Origin of the sequence: Rhizobium sp. BK591 (genome assembly GCF_014195045.1) — a bacterium.
Lineage (GTDB): Bacteria > Pseudomonadota > Alphaproteobacteria > Rhizobiales > Rhizobiaceae > Rhizobium > Rhizobium anhuiense.
Genome location: NZ_JACIAZ010000006.1, coordinates 450,556 through 470,068, shown reverse-complemented (window position 1 = coordinate 470,068; position 19,513 = coordinate 450,556). Strand labels below are relative to the sequence as shown.

The following is a 19,513-nucleotide window of genomic DNA, read 5'->3' as shown; positions in this document are numbered from 1 at the left end:
GGACCGGTTCAGGCTGGCCTCAGTATCCCATATCGCCCATGCCGCCATTTCCGGCTGCCGGGGCAGAGTCTCTTGCGGGAATGTCGGCGATCATCACCTCGGCGGTGATCAGAAGCGCCGCAATCGAGCCGGCGTCCTGCAGAGCGGTGCGTACGACCTTGGCCGGATCGACGATGCCGGCCTCGATCATATCAACATAGGTCTCCGTCTGTGCGTCGAAGCCCTGATTGTGATCATTGCTGCCGGCGAGTTTTCCGACGACGATGGAGCCTTCGAACCCGGCATTGTCGGCGATCTGCCGGATCGGGGCTTCAAGCGCCCTGAGCACGATCGAGATGCCGGCCGTCACGTCGGCGTTGTCGCCGGTCAAACCCGTCAGCGCCGACTTCGCGCGCAACAGTGCCACGCCGCCGCCCGGCACGATGCCCTCTTCGACCGCCGCACGGGTCGCGTTCAGCGCGTCGTCGATGCGGTCCTTCTTTTCCTTGACCTCCGTCTCGGTCGCACCGCCGACACGGATGACTGCGACGCCGCCGGCCAGTTTCGCCAGGCGTTCCTGCAGCTTTTCCTTGTCGTAGGCGGAGGTGGTCTCCTCGATCTGCGCCTTGATCTGCTGGATGCGCGCCTGGATGGCGGCTTTCTCGCCGGAACCGTCGATGATCGTGGTGCTCTCCTTCTCGATCAGCACGCGCTTGGCGCGGCCGAGCATATCGAGCGTGACGTTTTCGAGCTTGATGCCGAGATCCTCGGAAATCATCTGGCCTGATGTCAGCACGGCAATATCTTCCAGCATGGCCTTGCGGCGGTCGCCGAAGCCCGGCGCCTTGACGGCCGCGACCTTCAGGCCGCCGCGCAGCTTGTTGACGACCAGCGTCGCCAACGCCTCGCCTTCGACATCCTCGGAGATGAGCAGAAGCGGTTTACCGGTCTGCACGACGGCTTCCAGGATTGGCAGCATCGCCTGCAGGCTGCCGAGTTTCTTCTCGTGCAGGAGGATATAGGGTTCCTCCAGTTCCACGCGCATCTTCTCGGCATTGGTAACGAAATAGGGTGAGAGGTAGCCACGGTCGAACTGCATGCCCTCGACGACGTCGAGTTCGGTCTCGGCGGTGCGCGCCTCCTCAACGGTGATGACGCCCTCATTGCCGACCTTGTCCATCGCCTTGGCGATCATCTCGCCGACGCTGACGTCGCCATTGGCGGCAATGGTGCCGACCTGGGCGATCTCGCCTGACGATTTGACCTTCCTCGCCCGCGCCTGGATCTCCTTGACCACCGCAACGACGCCGAGATCGATGCCGCGCCTGAGATCCATGGGATTCATGCCGGCAGCGACGAGCTTTGCGCCTTCACGAAAGATGGAGGCCGCAAGCACCGTCGCCGTCGTCGTGCCGTCGCCGGCAAGATCATTGGTCTTCGACGCTACCTCACGCACCATTTGCGCGCCCATGTTCTCGAACTTGTCGGCGAGCTCGACTTCCTTGGCGACAGTGACGCCGTCCTTGGTGATGCGCGGTGCGCCATAGGCCTTGTCGATGACGACGTTGCGGCCCTTGGGGCCAAGCGTGACCTTGACGGCGTTGTTGAGCAATTCGACGCCGCGCAGCAGGCGATCGCGCGCATCGGTGGAGAATCTGATTTCCTTGGCAGACATGATATTGGTCCAGTTCGGTCTTGAGATACGGATCGGAATGCGATCGATCAGGCGGCCTTTTGAGAGGCCACTCCGATCTTTTCGACGATGCCCATGATGTCGGTCTCCTTCATGATCAGAAGGATCTCGCCCTCGATCGTGACCTCTGCCCCCGACCATTTTCCGAACAGAATGCGATCACCGACCTTAACGTCGAGCGGGATCAGATTACCGTTGCTGTCGCGCAGGCCCGGGCCGACTGCGACCACGTCGCCTTCCTGCGGCTTTTCCTTGGCGGCGTCTGGAATGATGATCCCGCCCTTGGATTTGACATCGCCTTCCGCACGTCGAATGACGACGCGGTCGTGAAGTGAACGGAATTTCATAGAGGTCTTTCTGCTGCCGGCGCGTATGGCGGCTGCAACACATAAATAGCACCCGTGGCACTCCATTGATAGGAGTGCCAAGAAATATTATTCACGCATGAAAAATCAGGAAATCATTTCGGCGGGATGTTTTGTAATAATTAGGAATTGAATAGAATTTCTTGAGCCATCACGCTCTATTTTATTTACGTGACCACGGAGTTAATTTGGCGTTTTTTATAGATAAATCCGAATTTATCTTGATTTAAACGTAATCCAGGCGTAACGATAAGCCTCGTCGATTTGGCCGACTTGGCTTCGCGGTGTCAGAGACCTACGACCCGCCATACACCACCGAATTCTCGATAGCGAATATATGACGTCGTTCCGGCGTGCATTTCGCGTATTCGATCCGGAATGAGCTTGGCGCTGACCGCGGATGTACCGGCAGCGTCGAGTTCGTCCGGTTCGGATCTCAACGATACAGGAAATGCATCGGTGTTTCCTGCGGAGGCTTCAGTCATGACAAGTCGCACCACACAAACCGTCGTCCACTTTTCATCTCCTTTCCGCCTGCCAGGTTTCGACAGAGCACAGCCAGCCGGGGAATATCGCGTCGACTATGACGAGGAATTGATCGATGGCGTTTCCAGGCTTGCCTGGCGACGGATCGGCGCCTTCATCCACCTGCCGGCGATCGCCGCACAGAGTTCGACACTGCAGATGATGCCTATCCATCCGTCAGATCTCGAAACCGCGCTCGAAAAGGACCACAAACCGTCATGACCGCTACGCGCACCCCGCAACGCAATGGACGTTCGGTCCGACGCGAGCCAGCAACACATATCTTCAAGGTTGGGCAGACCGTCCGGTTGAAGGACGGGTTCCTGATCGTGCCTTCCAAGCTCCCCGACACATACCGCATTACCGCCACGCTGCCTCCGAGAGGCAATCTGCTGCAATACCGCATTCGCAGCGACGACGAACGTCACGAGCGGGTCACGACGGAAGACAGCCTGGAGCCGGTAAACCTATCGCCCGGCAGCGGCGCAACACTGATCGAGACAACGTTTGGCCACGGCCCGAATGACGGAAGGTTGACATCGTGAACAGCCATGAAGACGAAGGAAGACCGAACGCCTTTGCTGTCGGCAACAACAAGGGCGGCGCGGCCGGCCACTACGCCATGGACATTGGACGCGACCGCCGGGTCGAACCCGCCCGTTCGTGGACCGTCTACCACGCGAGCGTTCCGACGCACGCGGACCATGCCGTGACCGGCGCGAGCCGTTCGCAGGCCGGGAGAGACATGTTGTCCTTCAATCTTCTCAACATCGGATACCGGAAGGAATGGCTCAGGCTATCCGACGCTGCGCAGATCGCTCGTGACACCCCGCCGGCTCATCCGTGGCGCTAGGATCCGGACCCTACTCCGCCCTCCCCTAAATCACGTGACAGCGTCGCAGGGCTTGCGCTGAACAGCGGTAATTCGGCGCGCCGATTTCTTTGCCAGGACGCTCGAGCGGATCGCCAGCATTTTTGAACGACGCCCTTTCGTTGACTTCGGATCGCGGTTGAAAGATGTTGGCGTCGTGCCATCTTGAGGGATGAGCCGTCCTTCGGAGACCAAGGGAAGTCAGGGAGTTTGCGTCCATGTTCGATCATGTCTCCATCGGCGTAAAGGACATCGAAAGAGCCCGCCGTTTCTACGACGCGGCGCTGGCGCCGCTCGGATATGAGCGGCTGTCCAATTCCGACGCGATGATCGGCTACGGCCCGGAAAGGGTCGGCCTCTGGGTGATGCAGGTCGAACACCCCGTTGTTGCCGATCTGCGATCCGGGCTGCATTTCTGCTTCGTCGCCCCGAACGAGGCTGCGGTCGATGCCTTTCACGCGGCGGCCGTCGCCTCCGGCGGCACGGATAATGGCGAACCGGGGATCCGGCCGGATTACGGACAATTCTATTACGCCGCCTTCATCATCGACCCGGACGGCTACCGGCTCGAAGCCTATTTTCATAAAGGCGAGCTGTAACAGGCCGACTGACCGTCAGAAAACCGCGCACTTTCCCTTATAGGCTGATTTCAATAAGCCGATCCCGAGGGGTCGTTCAGATTATGGCGCTCGGATCCCTCGAGCGGCGGATTGAAGACGCTGACGAGGATCATATCCTGGTCACGGCCGCCGCGCAGCAGATGCCTGTCATGCTTGTCGAGCACATAGATATCGCCTTGACGGATCGGAAAGACGGTGCCGTCCATATCCTCCACCTCGCCCTCGCCGGCGATGCAATAGCAGGCTTCGAGATGCTGGCGGTATTCGAGAAGCGAAACGGTGTTGGCGCGCACGATCGTATGACAAACGGTAAAACCCATCCCGTCCTTTTCCGTCAGCAAACGGTGGCTCGTCCCATTGCCCCATTCCACAAAATAGTCGGTTGCTTCGACATCCTTCAGGCTGCGCACGTACATTCCGCTCTCCTGGTGTAAGAAAATTTGACACGTCAGCGATACTGTTCAGATCCGCTTCCTTCAGCCATACTGGTGATCTCCATATTCAGACAAATGATGATTTCTATCGGATAGCTGAGGAAAACTTACAGATGACACTTCCATTCGGCGCATTGAGAGCCTTCGAAGCGGCAGCGCGTCTTTCAAGTTTCTCACGCGCCGGCGACGAATTGCGCGTCACGCATGCCGCGATCAGCCATCAGATCCGTCATTTGGAGGAATGGTTCGGACGTGCCTTGTTTCTGCGTGAAAAACGCGGCGTGCGGCTCGCACCCGAGGCCAAAAGCTTTGCCGAAACCCTATCGAGCAGTCTTGAAAGAATTTCCGCAGAAGCGGAATTATTGAAGCTCAGGACGAGATCCGAGATCACCGTCGGCTGCATCCCGTCCATCGCGACGCGATGGCTGATACCATCGCTCAGCGATTTCCTGGCGAAGCATCCGGATGTCACAATAAAGGTGGTCTACGCCATGGCCGAACAGCGTCTGCGTGAAACCGGCTGCGATGTACTGATTACGCTTGGCGCCGACACCTTCGAAGGCGTCGTTTGCCACCAGCTTTTCTCCCGCGCCACTCAACCTGTCGCCAGTCCGCGCTATCTTGAAAGAAAGGGCAGCATCGACCACGCGACACAGATCGCAACGGCAGACCTGCTCCACGACGAGACCACAGCGCATTGGGCGCAGTGGCTCGACAAGGCGGGCGTGCCGTTGACGCCAACGCTAAGGGGGCCGGTGTTTCAAGACTTCAATTTGCTCGCAACCGCCGCCATTGCCGGTCATGGCGTGGCACTTTGCCCGGTCGAGTTATGCCGCCGCGAAATCGAGAATGGCGACCTGATCGTGCTCTCGGACATCGCGATTCTCGCATAGGAGAGCTATTTTCTGATCTGCAGGGCTTCCCCCCAAAAATCAATTTCAGCCTTCTGTACGTGGTTCAAATCGGTCATTGAATAGACGGCGGCCGGGGCGACAATCTCGATGCAATCACCCCTGAGTCAAGCCGCAGCTCTCGATATCGATACGCGGCAGCCGGAGGCTTCGAGCGCCACGCTGGCGACGTCAAGGAACAGGCCGCGGAACCAGCGCGCCCGGCCGTCCGCCTGGTCGACGCGGCGATAGAGCATGGTCACGGGATCGGCCGGCAGGGAAAGCGGCGGCTGGCAGATCGTCAGCCCATGCAATTGCGCCATGCAGCGACCGATCGATTCTGGCACCGTGGCGATGGCCGGCATGGCCCTGAGCGCCGTCGGCAAGGCGGAAAAACGCGGCACCGTCGCCACCACCTGCCTGACGTGGCCAGTGCGGCTCAGCGCGCTATCGATGCTGGTCGCGGCATTGCCTTCGAACGAAACGGTGACATGGGCGACATTGGCGAAATCCTTGAGGCTCAACGGCGCCTTCAGCCGGAGCTGGGCTTCATCGTAGATGCAGATCGAGGCCTGATCGAACAGCGGCGCGCGGATGTGCCAGGAGGCCGGCTCTTCGTGCACCGAGACGCTGAAGTCGAAGACGCCCTCGTCCAGCCGGCGCGCGGCATCGCGTTTGTCGGAAGCGATGCCGATCAGCCGGGCGCCGGGTGAGAGCTGGAGAAGACGGGCGGCAAGCGGGCCGAAGAAGGCCGATTCAAGATTGTCGCACATGCCGATGCGGAACTCGCCCTGCCAGCTGGCCGGATCGAATTCGGCCTGCGGGCGGATGGCACGCTCGATGCCCGACAGCGCATCCTCGATCGCCGGGGCGATGGAAAGGGCCCGCGGCGTCGGCTGCAGGCCGCGGCCGACGCGCACGAACAATTCGTCATCCAGTGCCTCGCGCAGGCGCCGCAAAGCGGCCGAAAGACCGGGCTGGCCAAGCAGCAGCCGCTCTGCGGCGCGGCTGACATTGCGCTCCTGCATCAGCACCGAAAAGGCCAGCAGCAGATTGAGGTCGATCTTGCGAAGAGTGGCATCATTCATCATCACCAGTAATACCTGGCATGGCTACTATCAATTTGCAATAGGAAAGGAAGCTGTACATTTTCTCGTTCCCTGCCGCCCGGCAACCTCCCCCGATGAGGCGGCAGCAAAGAAGGAACGATTTCGATGACTCTTTCCAAATCGCGAAACGGGGCAGGGCTGGCATTGCTGCTGCTCTGCGCCGCCAATTTTCTCGACGCCATGGATGTCTCCACCATCGGCGTCGCGCTGCCTGCCATCCAGGCCGAACTCGGCATGGAGGCGACCTCGCTGCAGTGGGCCGTCAGCGCCTATGTGCTCGGCTATGGCGGCTTCCTGCTGCTCGGCGGCCGGGTCGCCGACGTCTTCGGCCATCGCCGCGTCTTCCTCTGGTCGCTGGCAATTTTTGCCACCGCCAGCATCGCCGGCGGCTTCGTCGACAGCGGCCCGACACTGATCGCCGCCCGGTTGATCAAGGGCATTGCCGCCGCCTTCACCGCGCCGGCCGCCCTGGCGCTGCTGCTCTCCGTCTTCGGCGAGGGAACGGCGCGGGCAAAAGCGCTCGGCGTCTTCTCCTCCACCGGCGCCGCCGGCTTCGTGCTCGGCATGGTGATCGGCGGTGCTGCGACGATCTTCAGCTGGCGGGCGACGCTCGTCATGGGCGCGCCGGTCGCCATCCTGACGCTCCTTCTTGCGCCGCTGGTGCTGCCGGCCGACCCGAAAAGAACCGGACCGCGGCCGGCCTTCGACTGGGCCGGCGCGCTGACCATCACACCCGGGCTCTTGCTCTTCGTCTTCGGGATCACCAACGCTGCGGCAGCGGGCTGGCAGGCCTTCCCGACCTGGGGCTCGCTCATCGCGTCGCTGGTGCTGATCCTGCTCTTCCTCGCGGTCGAAGCGCGCCATGCCGATCCGATGGTGCCGCTCGGCATGTTCCGTCGGGCCAAGCTTCGGCATGCCAATGCGATTGCCGCCCTCTTCCAGGGCGCCTATGTCGGCTTCCAGTTCCTGGCGACGCTCTACTATCAGAACGCCATAGGCTGGTCGGCCTTCACCACCGGCTTCTGCTTTGCGCTTGGCGGCGTCTTCGTGATGTTCCTGGCGCCACGTTTTGCCACACTCGCGCAAAATCGCGGCGCCACCGGGCTGATGGCGGTGGGTGTCGGCCTGCAAGCCTTCAGCTACATCTTCTGGGTGACCGCGCTCGGACATGTCGACCCGATCCTGCTCGTTCTGTTCTCGCAGATCCCGCTCGGCCTCGGTTACGCCCTGACCTACCCCTCGGTGCAGGTCGCGGCCCTTTCCGATGTGGAGGACGACAAGGCTGGACTCGCCTCGGGACTGCTCTTTGCCTCCTTCCAGATCGGCGGCGGCATCGTGCTTGCGGCCGCCTCGGCGGTCTTCGGCGCCGCGCCGCATTTCGGCTGGGACCCTTATGTCGCCGGCATCGCCTTCGTGGCGTTGCTTGCCATCGCCATCACCCTGCTTGCAGCCGCCGGTCCGCGGACATCGGCCGCCCGGAGACCCAGCTATCAGGCGGCGGAATAACCATCTCGGCCCGCACCCTGACCGGTGCGGGCTGCCTATCAACCGGTGCGATATCCGCAGCAAGATTCCCGTTGCGTTGCCTCAGCGAAAGGCGCATGGTCCCGCCTTCGGCAGCCATCGCACGGGCGCTGCCGACTGAGGGTTTTTATACCCTCGCCCCGACGAAAGGAGGACCGATGTCTTCCACCTCAGAAAAGCCGCATCTGACCTCGTCCGATCTCGACATGCTTCAGGGCGTGCTCGACGACGCCGGCTACGACGCCAGAATCCTGATCGATGACGAACGGGTTTTCAACGTCGCGGCCATCCTGCTGATCAGGCTGTTCCAAGAGGGCGTCACCTCGCCGGCCATGCTCTCACGGGCGCTCGAACACCATTTCGGCAAGCCGAAGGCCCCGCCGAAAGTGGTAACTCCTGTCTGTAACCGATATGCGATACAGGGATTGCCCCGCGAAAGACGTGCCGCCGGCTAGCCAGCCGCCCGGCTCCGAAGGATTATTGTGCGGAAAACCCTCTTGCTTTGTATCTCAGTCGCAGCGGCCGCCTATTTCGGATGGGTGCAATTCGGAGCTTACCAGCAACGGCAGCAGGACAAGGATCTTGCAGACATCGACAAGGAGCGCCGGGTGGCGCTCCTTGAGATCGACGGCTGCCAGGCGAAAGTGGATCTGCTTCTGTCGATGACCGACCGCCTTCTCAAGGCCGGCGGCATGCGGGTGCCACTCGATATCGGGCGGGATATCGAACTCTGTTTGGCTCGCGGCATCATGTCGGCATCAGGCCTGGCCGAGATGGAAAGAACGAAGCTGATCCGGCTGTTTCCATTAAATGAATAAGCCCTGTGGAAATATGGCTTTCCTGCGGCGATGGCCTTAATGGCACCTCAATTTTATTCTATGAAGAGGGCTCGCTGATTTGGCCGATGCGGCATTTGCGGTGACCGGTTTTCCGGCCCCGCCATTTTCCCGATCGCGAAAGCATGGTGACGTCCCGTCTCAACGTCGGGTTTGGCTTTCGGTGACCTCTCCGGTCATCCGCCTCCAGACTGCGATGCGGTTTCAGCAGGCATCATTTTCATTCCATCCCTGCGGCCCGGTGTTGTCGGGTTGCCCCTCATGACGATCCCGCGATCTCCAGTCGCGACCGACAAGCGGGGCGAATACCACGCAGGCCGCGGTTTTTAATGTCGATCCAAAGGGAGACTCATCCATGGCAAAAGGACAGGTAAGAAGCAATCGCGAGGTCCGGAAGCCAAAAAAGGACAAGCAAGCTGCGAAAGTGGAAAGCACATTCGCCAACCAGATGAAGACGGCGACCAAAGCCGCCCCGCAGGGCAGTGCTCCAAAAAAATAGGGGCTCGTCTCGAGCCCTGGACGGGGCTCTCATCATCGATGGCGCATAACAGCGCAAATCAAGACCGATTTGCGGAAGGATTATGCGCAGATTCAAAGTCACAGCGTGCCCTTTCGGGCACGCCGCGCTCTGGCGTGACGGGATCACGCATGAACGTGTTTTAAAGAAAACGGAAGGTGCCACACAAAATGACCCCTCTTCATACCATGTACCGCTTCGACTATCCGCTATTCCTCATTCGCTCAGCCGTGGTGATTGCACTCGGCTTTTCGACTGTCGCTGCCTTTCACGGCGCTATTCTGTGATCGAATCTGCGCGCCGCAGCGAGTGCGAGGAAATCCGGGTTGCCCCTTCGGGCGAGCCTGACGAAAACCCGAAGCGATCCGAAGATCAAACCGCCCTTTTCACCGAGAAGGGCTGGTTGAAGATCCTTGCCCAATATCGCCAGCCACGGGCCGGACGCAGCGCCTTCGAGCTTGCCGTCACGGTCGTCCCCTTCGCGCTGTTCTGGGCCGCCGCATGGGCGGCGGTTCATTACAGCTTCTGGCCAGGTCTCATCCTCGTCGTTCCCGCCGCCGCTTTCCTGCTCCGGCTGTTCATGATCCAGCATGATTGCGGCCACGGCTCGTTTTTCGCCCGTCGCGGCGTCGACGACTGGGTTGGACGCACGATCGGCATCCTGACGTTGACGCCTTACGACTATTGGCGCCGGGCGCACGCAGAACACCACGCCTCGGCCGGGAACCTGGACGAGCGCGGCGTTGGCGACATCGAGACGCTGACGATTGCCGAATACAACGCGCTGTCGCGCTGGGGCCGGATCGGCTACCGGCTCTACCGGCACCCGATCGTGATGTTCGGCATTGGACCGGCATGGCTGTTTCTCATCAAGCAGCGCCTGCCTTTCGGCATGATGCGCTCCGGCGCCCTGCCCTGGATCTCGACCATGGCGACCAATCTTGCCATCGCAGCAGCCGCCGCACTGCTGATCTGGGCAGTCGGGATCGTCCCCTTTCTGCTGGTGCATCTGCCGATCGTGCTTCTGGCCGGCGCTGCCGGCGTCTGGCTGTTCTACGTCCAGCACCAGTTCGAGGAAACACATTGGTCGAAGAAGCCGGACTGGCAGTTCCAGCATGCGGCCCTGCACGGTGCCTCGCATTACGACCTGCCGCCGGTGCTGCGCTGGATCACCGGCAATATCGGCATCCACCACGTGCATCATCTGTCGAGCCGGGTGCCCTACTACCGGCTGCCGGAGGTGCTGCGAGACCATCCTGAGCTTGCCGATATCGGCCGCATCACGCTGATGGACAGTCTGCGCTGCGTCAAACTGGTGCTGTGGGACGAACAGGCGAAGCGGCTGGTGTCGTTTCGCGACGCAGCCCGGCTCGCCGCAGCAAGATAACCGGCGGGCTCTGAGCGGTTCCGGTTTTGAAGCGTAGACCGCTCTGACCTTTTGTTTATACGAAAATCCAGGGAAACCGGTTGACGGTTTCCCTGGAATCGGTCGGGCTTTTGCGGACGCAAAACCCCGCGCAGTTTCGCTTTAGCGATAACCCGTCACATCCGCCGGTCTGCCCGGCTCCTGCACTTCCACCAGGTAGCGCCAGCAATCCGGCCGCGAACCGTCGATGTCGTCGAAGCCGTAGGTCTTCGCCACGCCGCCACTCGATAGCGACTGGCCGTTCCAGCGGCCGCGGTCGGGATCGGCGGCAATCGCCGCAACGGCGCGGCCGAGGAAACGCGGGGTTTCGGAAATGGCGAAATGCGGCTGTATCTTCGTCGCATCGCGCCAGTTCTCCTCGCGCACACCGTAGGCATCCAGCATCATTTCGGAGCGCAGCCAGCCGGGTGTGATCGACACGGCGGTGGCGCCGTGTTTCGCCAGATCCTGCGCATGCGCCCAGGCCATGCGGGTGACGCCTGTCTTGACGAGATCGTAGAAGGGCGAAAGCCGGTAATGCGTGGCGTTGTATTCGGCCGTTCCGTCGGTTACTTCCACCAGCAGTCCACCCGGCCGCTCGATCATCAGCGGCAGCGCGTAGTGGGCGGTAATCAGATGTGTTTCGATGCCGAGCCTCAGCATGTGCAGGCCCTTGTCCAGCGAATGCTCCCAGACTGATTTGTCCCATTCGAACAGCTTCTCGCAGCCCCAGATGTCGTTGACGAGAATATCGAGCCGGCCGGCTTCCTCGCGAATGCGGGCGACCAGCGCCTCGACCTGTTGATTGACGAGGTGGTCCACCTGCACGGCAATGCCCCTGCCGCCGGCAGCGGTCACCAGCTCGGCCGTCTCCTCGATCGTCTCCGGTCTCATATATTCGGATTGCTGCGCGCGTGTCGTACGCCCGGTGACATAGACGGTGGCGCCGGCGGCGCCGAGCTCCATCGCAATGCCCCGGCCGGCGCCGCGCGTAGCTCCCGCCACCAACGCCACTTTCTCCCGCAAGTTCGCTGTCACTTCTCCATCCTCCACGCTAAAACGGCTCTCACGCCGAAATGGAAAGCGCCCCGGGTTTCCGGGGTTGGTTGTATATAAACGAATGATCGTTTACATTCAACATGAATGCGAGAGGAATTTCATGCCGCGCCGCCGCACAGTTTCCGATGAACAGCTTCTCGCCATGGTGCTTGCGCTGATCCAGGCACAGGGGCCGGATGCGGCGACCTTTGCGGCGGTGGCGAAAGCAAGCGGCCTTTCCGGCTCGACGCTGGTGCAGCGTTTCGCAACGAAGGCGGCGATGCTGCGCGCAGCATTGCTTTATGCCTGGGACAGGCTTGACGCGGAAACGGCGCGACTTGCCGGGACCGTGCCGAAAACCCCGGACGGCGCCGTCGCGTTGCTCGTCGGCCTGTCGCAGGACTACGGGGACGACGCCGCCGCCTATGGCGAAGGACTGCTGGTGCTTCGCGAGGATTTCCGCGATCCGGTGCTGCGCGCCCGGGGTGCTGCCTGGGGAACAGCGCTGATGGCTGATATCGCGCAATGTTTCGGATCGGCGAAGGCGCCGGAGACGATCGCCCGGCTGATGCTGTCGCAATGGCAGGGTTCGCTGCTCTGGTGGGGTTTTGGCGCCGAAGGGCCGGTGGCTGCCTATGTCGAGACGGAGTTGCGGCGTTTCCTCGGCGCGGTACCTGTCCATTCAGCCTAGGAGGCCGTGAAGATCATCGCCTTGATAAAATAAAGCAAGGCGGCGGTCGCGACGATCGTCGCCGATGTGAGCAGCAGTCCGATCAGGGTGACGAGACCATCCCGCTCCATCAGGGCGACGGCGAGCACCACCAGCGACAACACCGGCAGAATATTGCCGAAGGGGATCGGCAGCGCGATCACGACGGCGAGCAGAAAGACAGGAATGCCAAGAAGCGCCTGCACGGTCCGGCCGGTGAGGGCCTGCAGCCGGCCGGCGCGCACGAGCTTTTCCACCCGGGCGATCACCGGGACCGCGTGACCCACGATAAGATCAAGTGCCACGGACGAAACCCGGCGATCCCTGATGATAGCGGGCAACCAGACCTTCCGGCCACCCGCGACGATCTGGAGGGAGACCAGCGCAAGCGCGGTGCCGAAAACCATTCCGAACGGCCCGGGGATCGGGGTTAGAGCCGGGATTGCCAGGAACAGGATGGTGAAGGCGATGCTGGTCGGGCCCATCGCCTCCAGAGCCTCGCCGATGGAGAGTCCGCCTTTCGCCCGAGCGAGTTCCAGCATCTCCCGAAGCCGCGCGGTGGCCACACCGCGCGGTCGTCTATTTCCGTCGTGATCAATCACACGGTCCATTTTCAGCTGGTCGCGGTCACGCACCCTCGCCGGCTCCCTTCAGGGCGCTGGCAAGGGCTGCGCATTGTGGGTCGCTGCCGTCGAGAAGTTCTGCCGGCGCGGTATGGCCGATCGCTATGCTGACGACTGTGGCCGCCGCCCAGCCGTAGTCGCCGGCGGCGCGCTCGATGAGCTGCGCCCCCTGGGATGTCAGGCAGGCCCGGGACTGGCGGACGATCTCCACGGGAAGCCGGGCGCGCTCAGCCTGCTCCTGTATCTCAGCCTGCAGCGGACCGACGACGAGGAGGGCAAAAATCCAGCCGATGAAATCCGAAATCATATCCGGTTCCTTCCTTTGTTAGCGTTTGCGTGTGCAGAGCCCGCTCAGGCGGGCTGCTGCGGATCCCGCGTCTTCAGGAGGCTCCAGACCACGCCGGCGGCGATGATCGTGAAAGTGATGCTGAGCGAGAGCGCGGCCGGGAATTTTTCCAGGCCCAGCAGATCGGCGAGGAAGATCTTCGAGCCGATGAAGATCAGCACGATGGCAAGCGCGGGCTTCAGATAGCGGAAGCGATGAATCATCGCCGCCAGCGCGAAATAGAGGGCGCGAAGGCCGAGAATCGCGAAGATGTTCGAGGTGTAGACGATGAACGGATCGGTGGTGATCGCGAAGATCGCGGGCACCGAATCCACGGCGAAGATGACGTCTGCCACTTCGACCATCACGAGCGCCATGAAGAGTGGCGTGATGAACCAGGTCATCCCTCCCGTTTTGGGGTTTGCCTTTCTGACGAAGAACCGCTCGCCGTGATGTTCGTCGGTGACGTTGAAGCGGCTGCGCATGAAGCGGACGAGGACGTTCTTCGAGACATCAGGCTCGGCATCCTTGACGAACAGCATCTTGATGCCGGTGACGATCAGGAACGCGGCGAAGATATAGAGAAGCCAGGCGAATTCGGCGACCAGCGTGGCGCCGACGCCGATCATGATGGCGCGCAACAGGATGACGCCGAGAATGCCCCAGAAGAGCACCCGGTGCTGGTAGATGCGCGGCACGGCAAAGAAGGAGAAGATCAGGGCAATGACGAAGACGTTGTCGAGGGCCAACGTCTTTTCGACGACGAAGCCGGTCAGATAGGCAAGGCCCGCCTCGGAGCCGAGATACCACCATACCCAACCACCGAAGGCGAGGCCGAGCGCGATATAGAGGGCGGAAAGCCTGACGCTTTCGCCGACGCCGATTTCCTTGTTCTGCTTATGAAGAATACCGAGGTCGAACGACAGAATGGCGATGACGAGGGCGAAAAAGCTCGACCACATCCAGAGCGGCGTTCCCAGCCACTCGACGAACAAAAAAGAGAGATTCAAGGATAGTCCCCTGTCGGCACTGGTTGTCGGAGAAGAGGTCCGACATCGCAAGAGTGCCGAAGCTCTCGCCAGAGGGGCCCGGACCAGCGGGTCGCACCGCAAGTGGGGTCTCACTTTTCAATAATCAAGCAGCGGCCGGCGCCAATTTTATATGTCGCGCGGGAGGCGGCAGTGCGAATGCGTCACTCGCCCCGCAAGAGAAAGCCGGGAGCGCCGGCCGCCTCAGGCTTCCTCATCGTCCTTTACCTCACCCACGGTCAGCGGCCAGTCGACGACGTAGTCCTCGAGATCGTCGATATCGATCTCGTTTTCGCTGATCGTGCGGCCTCGCGCGGAAATGCCGGCGGCATGAACGGTTTCCGGGTCACCGGAGACGAGCGGGTGCCACCAGTAGAGGTCATGGCCTTCATTGACCAGCCGGTAGCCGCAGGTGGGCGGCAGCCAGGCGATATCGGGCACGTTCTCCTTGGTCAGCTGCACACAATCCGGCACGAAGTCCCAGCGGTTCTCATAGCTGGAGCAACGACAGCTTTCGCCGTCGAGCAGCTTGCAGCTCACCGAGGTGAAATAGATATCGCCGCTGTCCCATTCCTCGATCTTGTTGAGACAACAGAGGCCGCAGCCATCGCAGAGGCTTTCCCACTCGGCGACGGTCATTTCGGCCAGCGTCTTGCTCGTCCAGAAGGGCAGATCGTTCATCGTTCGTTTCTTGCAACAGCGGCCCGCAAATTCGCGTGACCCTTATGCATCTCTCTTGTTATCAGCCGCAAAATCAATCAATTCTTCAATATACTCCTGGTACTCGGAGAATTCTCTCCTGGTATCGGAGAGCTTTGCGGCCATATGCGGGCCTTGCGCTTTCGTCGGAGATGACCGAAGCACGATCAGGCGGGAATACAGGACGTGCAGGATCCGGACAACCCAGAAAACGGGCCAGACAACGAGCCCGGAAAAGTGGCGAACGGGGCGGCGGACAAGCGGCCGAGGAAGAGCCGTCACATTCTGCTGCGCATCGATTCCTGGATCGATTCGACCGTCTGGAACGCCGGCTTCCGCGCCGCCGAGATCTGGGAAGACATCACCATCTTCTTCCGCCGCTTCCGCGTGCGCGGCTGGAAGCGCATGGTCTTCGAACTTGCCGGCGAAGGGCTGACGCTCGGGGCGGCCGGCTCGGTGCTGATGCTGCTGCTCGCCCAGCCCGCCTTCGAGGCGACCAAGGAGGACTGGCGCAATCGCGGCGATTTCGCTGTCACCTTCACCGACCGCTACGGCAACGTCATCGGCCACCGCGGCGTCATCCACCAGAATTCCGTGCCGATCGACGAGCTGCCGGATTCGCTGATCAAATCGGTGATCGCCACCGAGGACCGGCGCTTCTTCGACCATTTCGGCATCGATTTCATCGGCCTCTTCCGGGCCATGAGCGAGAATGCGCGCGCCGGCGAGGTCGTCCAGGGCGGCTCGACGCTGACCCAGCAGCTCGCCAAGAACCTGTTCCTGTCCAACGAACGCTCGATCGACCGCAAGGTCACCGAGGCCTTCCTGGCGCTGTGGCTCGAGGCGAACCTTTCCAAGAAGGAAATCCTCTCCACCTATCTCGACCGGGCCTATATGGGCGGCGGTACGTTTGGCGCCGCGGCGGCGGCACAGTTCTATTTCGGCAAAAACATCACCGATGTGAACCTTGCCGAATCCGCCATGCTTGCCGGCCTGTTCAAGGCGCCGGCGAAATATGCGCCGCATGTCAACCTGCCGGCAGCGCGTGCTCGCGCCAACGAAGTGCTGACCAATCTGGTGCAGAGCGGACTGATGACCGAAGGCCAGGTGATCGCCGCCCGGCGCAATCCGGCGACCGTCGTCGACCGTAACGAAGTGGAATCGCCTGACTTCTTCCTCGACTGGGCTTTCGACGAGGTGCAGCGGCTTTCACCGCGTTTCCACCAGCATTCGCTGATCGTGCGCACGACGATCGACATGGGCATCCAGCAGGCGGCCGAGGATTCGGTCGAAACGTCGCTGCGCGAATATGGCGAGGCCTATCACGCCAAGCAGGGTGCCATGGTGATGATCGAAAACGGCGGCGCCGTGCGCGCCATGGTCGGCGGCCGGGATTATGGCGAGAGCCAGTTCAACCGCGCCACCAGGGCACTGCGCCAGCCGGGCTCCTCCTTCAAGGTCTACACCTATTCGGTGGCGATGGAGAGCGGGATGACGCCGCAGACGACGATCGTCGACGCGCCGATCTCCTGGGGCAATTGGAGCCCGCATAATTATGCCAACCGCTATGCCGGCCGCATCACGCTCGAGACCGCGATCGCCCAGTCGATCAACACCGTGCCGGTGCGGCTCGCCAAGGAAAAACTCGGCATTCAGCCGATCCGGGCGATGGCGAAGAACCTCGGCGTCGAAACACCGATCCGCGACGACGTCACCATCCCGATCGGCACCTCCGAGGTGACGGTGCTCGACCAGGCGACGGCCTATGCCACCTTCCCGGCCGGCGGCTACCAGTCGCGCCGCCACGGCATCACCCAGATCCTCGATTACGACGGCGACGTGCTCTATGATTTCGACCGCGACGAGCCGGCGCCGAAACGTGTGCTCTCGGAACAGGCCGACGCCTATATGAACCAGATGCTGTCGCGCGTTCCCTATGTCGGCACGGCGCGCAAGGCAGCCCTCGACAACGGCATTGTGACCGCCGGCAAGACCGGTACGACCCAGGCCTATCGCGACGCCTGGTTCGTCGGCTACACCGGCAACTACACCTGCGCCGTCTGGTTCGGCAATGACGACTATACCTCGACCAACGAGATGACCGGCGGCTCGTTGCCGGCGATGACCTTCAAGCGCGCTATGGACTATGCCCATCAGGGTGTGACGCTGCGCGCCATTCCCGGCATCGAAAACCCCCTGCCCTCGGAAAAGGACCTCGCCAAAACAGCCGCCGCCAAGCCGCAGGACGGTTTGCCGCAGCTCATCCGGCCGCGCATGCTCTCGGTTCAATCGACCGACATCCTCAAGAAGCTCGGCGAGAAGCTGAAGAATGCCGCTCCGCTCGCGCCTGCGAAGGTGGCGAGCGCGGAGTAGTTGGCGGCATCACGCGCAGATTCAGAAATCGTCGACCCAGCAGATCCTCGGTGCCTGCCCCTCATCCGGTTGCCGCCACCAACCGGGGATCAATCGGCGCCTATGTCGCGGCGCGCCATTCCACCCCGCCAGAATCAGTGGTAACCCTTTCATCCGATATGGTTTCCAAGGTCTTGACGTGTTTCGATTCCCCCTCTTTATCGCGATCACGCTGATCGTCGCCTTCGGCGGCGGGATCATGATTTCGCTTTATGCGCTGGATGCGACGCAGGGTTTCGGGGCGATCAAGCTCGGCGCCTGGGAGGCGTTTCCGGCGCTGCAGACGGTCGAAGCCGACCCTTACGCCAAGTCGCACCGGGCGCGCGCCGGCAAGCTGCTCTATGGCAGCGCCGAGGGCCTGACCTTTACGGCGAGCGTCGACGACGAGGGCGGCCGGCTGAATGCCAACTGCCGCTACCGCATCAGCGGGCAGACGCCGCCTGCCCGGCTCTGGACCCTCTTTACCGCCGACAATGGCGGCAATCCGGCGGCGGTGAAGACCGGGCATCCCTCGGCGCTGAATTCCTGGACGGTGCTGCGCCAGCCGGACAGCAGCTTCTCGATCGAGATCGCAGCCGTCGCGCAACCGGGCAACTGGCTGGCCTTGCCGGAAGCCGGCACCTTCCGGCTGGTGCTGACGCTGTTCGACACCCCGACCGCCGGCAGCTCCGGCGTGATCGACCTCGCCATGCCGAAGCTCACCAAGACCGGATGCGGCAATGCTTAGGATATTCTTCGCTATCCTCACCGGTCTTTTCGGCGCAGCCCTGCTGCATCTCGTCATCATCCTGTCGCTGCCGCATTTCACCGGCAGGGATGCGGCGACCCGTGTGGAGGCGGAGGGCGACCTCAACAATTTCTATCTGCTCGCCGACCGGTATGACGAGGCCGGCCTTGCCAATGGCGACCCCTTCGTGCGCACCGCTGTCTGCTCCTTCGACATCGAAGATGGGCCGGTGCATTTCACCGCCAAGGGCAATGTGCCCTTCTGGTCGATCGCGATCTATGACAGCGCCTCCAATGAGGTCTTCAGCATGAACGACAGGACGTCGGTCGGCGGGGCGCTCGATGTGTTGGCCGGCGGTCCGATCCAGTTGACGGACCTGCGCAAGAACCTGCCGCAGGAATTGCAGCAGGCGATCCTGGTGGAAATGGCACGGCCGGACGGCTATGCCGTGCTGCGGACGCTGGCGCCGCAGGCGAGCTTTAATGAGGCCGCGCGCAACTTTCTCACGGAAGCCGGCTGCGAGCAATTCACCGCTCGCTGAGGTTGAACAAGCGGTTACTTCTTGTTGACGCGCGGCGCGGGCGCCGGACGATGTTTCGGGCTCTCGGCCAAGCGCTCGTAGCGAACGCCGGTGAACCAGAGGATCTTGGCTTCGCGGGGCTCCTTGTCCGGACGACGCGGCGCCCGCGGCCGCCGATCCGCCAATGCGACTACTATTGCCATTCTCGTCTCCATGCACTGCCCGAGACGGATGAACTTGCGATGGATTTCACCCTGCCCGCCAATGTGCGGGCCGGCGCGTCCTGCGGAACCGGGATGACCGGACCGAGGGCATTCGCGCCTTTCCCACGGCACCTGATTGAAATACCGTGATGCGGAGTTTCAACGATCCAAACACTCAAATCGCGTCGTTCCTATCCGAATTGAGACAGATGACAGTTAACAGTTTACTAATATTCGGCGGATGCCAAACACAGTTCACCTCACTTCCTCTGTAACGCGCGAAGAGTTGATTTGGTTTCACGCCGCCCACGGAAAGACAGGGTTGAAGATCGACGCGTAAAATTAGAAACAATTCATATAGTTGGCATTGAGGCGGCAAGCTTGCACGCGCGGAAAAAGGCAGTGTTGCAAAAATGCTTCATGAAAATATTTAATTGCGAGCGACTGAGATGCGCGTATTG

General features: G+C 61.6%; 23 protein-coding genes and 1 pseudogene. 14 read left to right on the top strand and 10 right to left on the bottom strand.

Annotation, left to right across the window (positions count from 1 at the left end; all coding sequences use genetic code 11):
- Positions 1–19: 19 nt before the first annotated feature.
- On the bottom strand, positions 20–1,654 hold the full coding sequence (gene groL / locus FHX10_RS26970) for a chaperonin GroEL (RefSeq protein WP_184390618.1): 1,635 nt from the start codon (positions 1,652–1,654) through the stop codon (positions 20–22).
- A 47-nt stretch (positions 1,655–1,701) separates the two neighbouring features.
- A complete protein-coding gene (gene groES, locus FHX10_RS26965) occupies positions 1,702–2,019 on the bottom strand; it encodes a co-chaperone GroES (RefSeq protein ID WP_047614337.1) in 318 nt (105 codons plus the stop codon).
- A 501-nt stretch (positions 2,020–2,520) separates the two neighbouring features.
- Here groES and FHX10_RS26960 point away from each other — a divergent pair.
- From FHX10_RS26960 to FHX10_RS26945, 4 genes are all read left to right on the top strand, one after another.
- The gene (locus FHX10_RS26960; protein ID WP_097542691.1) at positions 2,521–2,784 is read left to right on the top strand and encodes a hypothetical protein; all 264 of its coding nucleotides are present in this window, start codon (positions 2,521–2,523) and stop codon (positions 2,782–2,784) included.
- Positions 2,781–3,107: a hypothetical protein gene (locus FHX10_RS26955; RefSeq protein ID WP_097542692.1), complete on the top strand. Its 327-nt coding sequence runs from the start codon at positions 2,781–2,783 to the stop codon at positions 3,105–3,107. The genes FHX10_RS26960 and FHX10_RS26955 overlap by 4 nt, the downstream gene beginning before the upstream one ends.
- Positions 3,104–3,415, top strand: coding sequence for a hypothetical protein (locus tag FHX10_RS26950; protein WP_097623209.1), 312 nt, complete (start codon positions 3,104–3,106; stop codon positions 3,413–3,415). Before FHX10_RS26955 ends, FHX10_RS26950 begins: the two co-directional genes overlap by 4 nt.
- A 236-nt stretch (positions 3,416–3,651) precedes the next feature.
- Positions 3,652–4,032: a VOC family protein gene (locus FHX10_RS26945; protein ID WP_097542694.1), complete on the top strand. Its 381-nt coding sequence runs from the start codon at positions 3,652–3,654 to the stop codon at positions 4,030–4,032.
- A 50-nt stretch (positions 4,033–4,082) separates the two neighbouring features.
- Here the strand turns inward: FHX10_RS26945 and FHX10_RS26940 are convergent, their stop codons facing one another.
- Positions 4,083–4,469, bottom strand: coding sequence for an ectoine synthase (locus FHX10_RS26940; protein WP_097542695.1), 387 nt, complete (start codon positions 4,467–4,469; stop codon positions 4,083–4,085).
- A gap of 131 nt (positions 4,470–4,600) precedes the next feature.
- Here FHX10_RS26940 and FHX10_RS26935 point away from each other — a divergent pair.
- Positions 4,601–5,464, top strand: a pseudogene (locus FHX10_RS26935) (LysR substrate-binding domain-containing protein).
- Positions 5,465–5,505: 41 nt separating this feature from the next.
- Here FHX10_RS26935 and FHX10_RS26930 read toward each other — a convergent pair.
- Positions 5,506–6,468 carry a LysR family transcriptional regulator gene (locus FHX10_RS26930; protein ID WP_047614329.1) on the bottom strand — a complete coding sequence of 321 codons (963 nt, stop codon included), beginning with the start codon at positions 6,466–6,468 and terminating at the stop codon, positions 5,506–5,508.
- A gap of 123 nt (positions 6,469–6,591) precedes the next feature.
- On the opposite strand from FHX10_RS26930, the gene FHX10_RS26925 reads away from it, so the two are divergent.
- The 5 genes from FHX10_RS26925 to FHX10_RS26905 all read left to right on the top strand — a co-directional run bounded on the left by FHX10_RS26925 (position 6,592) and on the right by FHX10_RS26905 (position 10,750).
- Positions 6,592–7,992: an MFS transporter gene (locus tag FHX10_RS26925; protein WP_097542698.1), complete on the top strand. Its 1,401-nt coding sequence runs from the start codon at positions 6,592–6,594 to the stop codon at positions 7,990–7,992.
- Between the two features lie 95 nt (positions 7,993–8,087).
- On the top strand, positions 8,088–8,465 hold the full coding sequence (locus tag FHX10_RS26920) for a hypothetical protein (RefSeq protein ID WP_174824448.1): 378 nt from the start codon (positions 8,088–8,090) through the stop codon (positions 8,463–8,465).
- A 27-nt stretch (positions 8,466–8,492) separates the two neighbouring features.
- On the top strand, positions 8,493–8,828 hold the full coding sequence (locus FHX10_RS26915; RefSeq protein WP_047614326.1) for a hypothetical protein: 336 nt from the start codon (positions 8,493–8,495) through the stop codon (positions 8,826–8,828).
- 373 nt (positions 8,829–9,201) lie between these two features.
- Complete coding sequence (locus FHX10_RS26910) at positions 9,202–9,345, top strand: hypothetical protein (RefSeq protein WP_164735919.1); 144 nt, start codon at positions 9,202–9,204, stop codon at positions 9,343–9,345.
- A gap of 301 nt (positions 9,346–9,646) precedes the next feature.
- Positions 9,647–10,750, top strand: a complete 1,104-nt coding sequence (locus FHX10_RS26905) for a fatty acid desaturase (protein WP_047614325.1) — start codon at positions 9,647–9,649, stop codon at positions 10,748–10,750.
- Positions 10,751–10,891: 141 nt separating this feature from the next.
- Here the strand turns inward: FHX10_RS26905 and FHX10_RS26900 are convergent, their stop codons facing one another.
- Positions 10,892–11,806, bottom strand: a complete 915-nt coding sequence (locus tag FHX10_RS26900) for an SDR family oxidoreductase (RefSeq protein ID WP_097542699.1) — start codon at positions 11,804–11,806, stop codon at positions 10,892–10,894.
- Positions 11,807–11,927: 121 nt separating this feature from the next.
- On the opposite strand from FHX10_RS26900, the gene FHX10_RS26895 reads away from it, so the two are divergent.
- Complete coding sequence (locus FHX10_RS26895; RefSeq protein ID WP_063476662.1) at positions 11,928–12,497, top strand: TetR family transcriptional regulator; 570 nt, start codon at positions 11,928–11,930, stop codon at positions 12,495–12,497.
- Here the strand turns inward: FHX10_RS26895 and FHX10_RS26890 are convergent.
- From FHX10_RS26890 to FHX10_RS26875, 4 genes are all read right to left on the bottom strand, one after another.
- A complete protein-coding gene (locus FHX10_RS26890; protein ID WP_063476710.1) occupies positions 12,494–13,117 on the bottom strand; it encodes an exopolysaccharide biosynthesis protein in 624 nt (207 codons plus the stop codon). The two genes, FHX10_RS26895 and FHX10_RS26890, sit on opposite strands and share 4 nt — an antisense overlap.
- Positions 13,118–13,142: 25 nt before the next feature.
- Positions 13,143–13,445, bottom strand: a complete 303-nt coding sequence (locus FHX10_RS26885) for a hypothetical protein (protein WP_097542700.1) — start codon at positions 13,443–13,445, stop codon at positions 13,143–13,145.
- A gap of 44 nt (positions 13,446–13,489) precedes the next feature.
- Positions 13,490–14,473 carry a TerC family protein gene (locus FHX10_RS26880; protein ID WP_097542701.1) on the bottom strand — a complete coding sequence of 328 codons (984 nt, stop codon included), beginning with the start codon at positions 14,471–14,473 and terminating at the stop codon, positions 13,490–13,492.
- Between the two features lie 222 nt (positions 14,474–14,695).
- Positions 14,696–15,172, bottom strand: coding sequence for a YcgN family cysteine cluster protein (locus FHX10_RS26875; RefSeq protein WP_097542702.1), 477 nt, complete (start codon positions 15,170–15,172; stop codon positions 14,696–14,698).
- A gap of 204 nt (positions 15,173–15,376) precedes the next feature.
- Here FHX10_RS26875 and FHX10_RS26870 point away from each other — a divergent pair, with 204 nt between their 5' ends.
- From FHX10_RS26870 to FHX10_RS26860, 3 genes are all read left to right on the top strand, one after another.
- Positions 15,377–17,563 carry a transglycosylase domain-containing protein gene (locus FHX10_RS26870; protein ID WP_063476661.1) on the top strand — a complete coding sequence of 729 codons (2,187 nt, stop codon included), beginning with the start codon at positions 15,377–15,379 and terminating at the stop codon, positions 17,561–17,563.
- Positions 17,564–17,741: 178 nt separating this feature from the next.
- Complete coding sequence (locus FHX10_RS26865) at positions 17,742–18,329, top strand: DUF1214 domain-containing protein (RefSeq protein WP_048338358.1); 588 nt, start codon at positions 17,742–17,744, stop codon at positions 18,327–18,329.
- Positions 18,322–18,870 (top strand): membrane protein, encoded by a 549-nt coding sequence (locus tag FHX10_RS26860; protein WP_047614314.1) that lies wholly within the window; start codon positions 18,322–18,324, stop codon positions 18,868–18,870. The genes FHX10_RS26865 and FHX10_RS26860 overlap by 8 nt, the downstream gene beginning before the upstream one ends.
- Positions 18,871–18,884: 14 nt before the next feature.
- Here the strand turns inward: FHX10_RS26860 and FHX10_RS26855 are convergent, their stop codons facing one another.
- Positions 18,885–19,052 carry a hypothetical protein gene (locus FHX10_RS26855; RefSeq protein WP_003546657.1) on the bottom strand — a complete coding sequence of 56 codons (168 nt, stop codon included), beginning with the start codon at positions 19,050–19,052 and terminating at the stop codon, positions 18,885–18,887.
- Positions 19,053–19,513: the final 461 nt, after the last annotated feature.

Coding starts and splice junctions, on each gene's coding strand:
- FHX10_RS26910 (WP_164735919.1), top strand. CDS start 9,202: ATGGCAAAAGGACAGGTAAGAAGCAATCGCGAGGTCCGGAAGCCAAAA.
- FHX10_RS26955 (WP_097542692.1), top strand. CDS start 2,781: ATGACCGCTACGCGCACCCCGCAACGCAATGGACGTTCGGTCCGACGC.
- groL (WP_184390618.1), bottom strand. CDS start 1,654: ATGTCTGCCAAGGAAATCAGATTCTCCACCGATGCGCGCGATCGCCTG.
- FHX10_RS26855 (WP_003546657.1), bottom strand. CDS start 19,052: ATGGCAATAGTAGTCGCATTGGCGGATCGGCGGCCGCGGGCGCCGCGT.
- FHX10_RS26930 (WP_047614329.1), bottom strand. CDS start 6,468: ATGATGAATGATGCCACTCTTCGCAAGATCGACCTCAATCTGCTGCTG.
- FHX10_RS26945 (WP_097542694.1), top strand. CDS start 3,652: ATGTTCGATCATGTCTCCATCGGCGTAAAGGACATCGAAAGAGCCCGC.
- groES (WP_047614337.1), bottom strand. CDS start 2,019: ATGAAATTCCGTTCACTTCACGACCGCGTCGTCATTCGACGTGCGGAA.
- FHX10_RS26925 (WP_097542698.1), top strand. CDS start 6,592: ATGACTCTTTCCAAATCGCGAAACGGGGCAGGGCTGGCATTGCTGCTG.
- FHX10_RS26920 (WP_174824448.1), top strand. CDS start 8,088: ATGGTCCCGCCTTCGGCAGCCATCGCACGGGCGCTGCCGACTGAGGGT.
- FHX10_RS26885 (WP_097542700.1), bottom strand. CDS start 13,445: ATGATTTCGGATTTCATCGGCTGGATTTTTGCCCTCCTCGTCGTCGGT.
- FHX10_RS26875 (WP_097542702.1), bottom strand. CDS start 15,172: ATGAACGATCTGCCCTTCTGGACGAGCAAGACGCTGGCCGAAATGACC.
- FHX10_RS26860 (WP_047614314.1), top strand. CDS start 18,322: ATGCTTAGGATATTCTTCGCTATCCTCACCGGTCTTTTCGGCGCAGCC.
- FHX10_RS26940 (WP_097542695.1), bottom strand. CDS start 4,469: ATGTACGTGCGCAGCCTGAAGGATGTCGAAGCAACCGACTATTTTGTG.
- FHX10_RS26960 (WP_097542691.1), top strand. CDS start 2,521: ATGACAAGTCGCACCACACAAACCGTCGTCCACTTTTCATCTCCTTTC.
- FHX10_RS26895 (WP_063476662.1), top strand. CDS start 11,928: ATGCCGCGCCGCCGCACAGTTTCCGATGAACAGCTTCTCGCCATGGTG.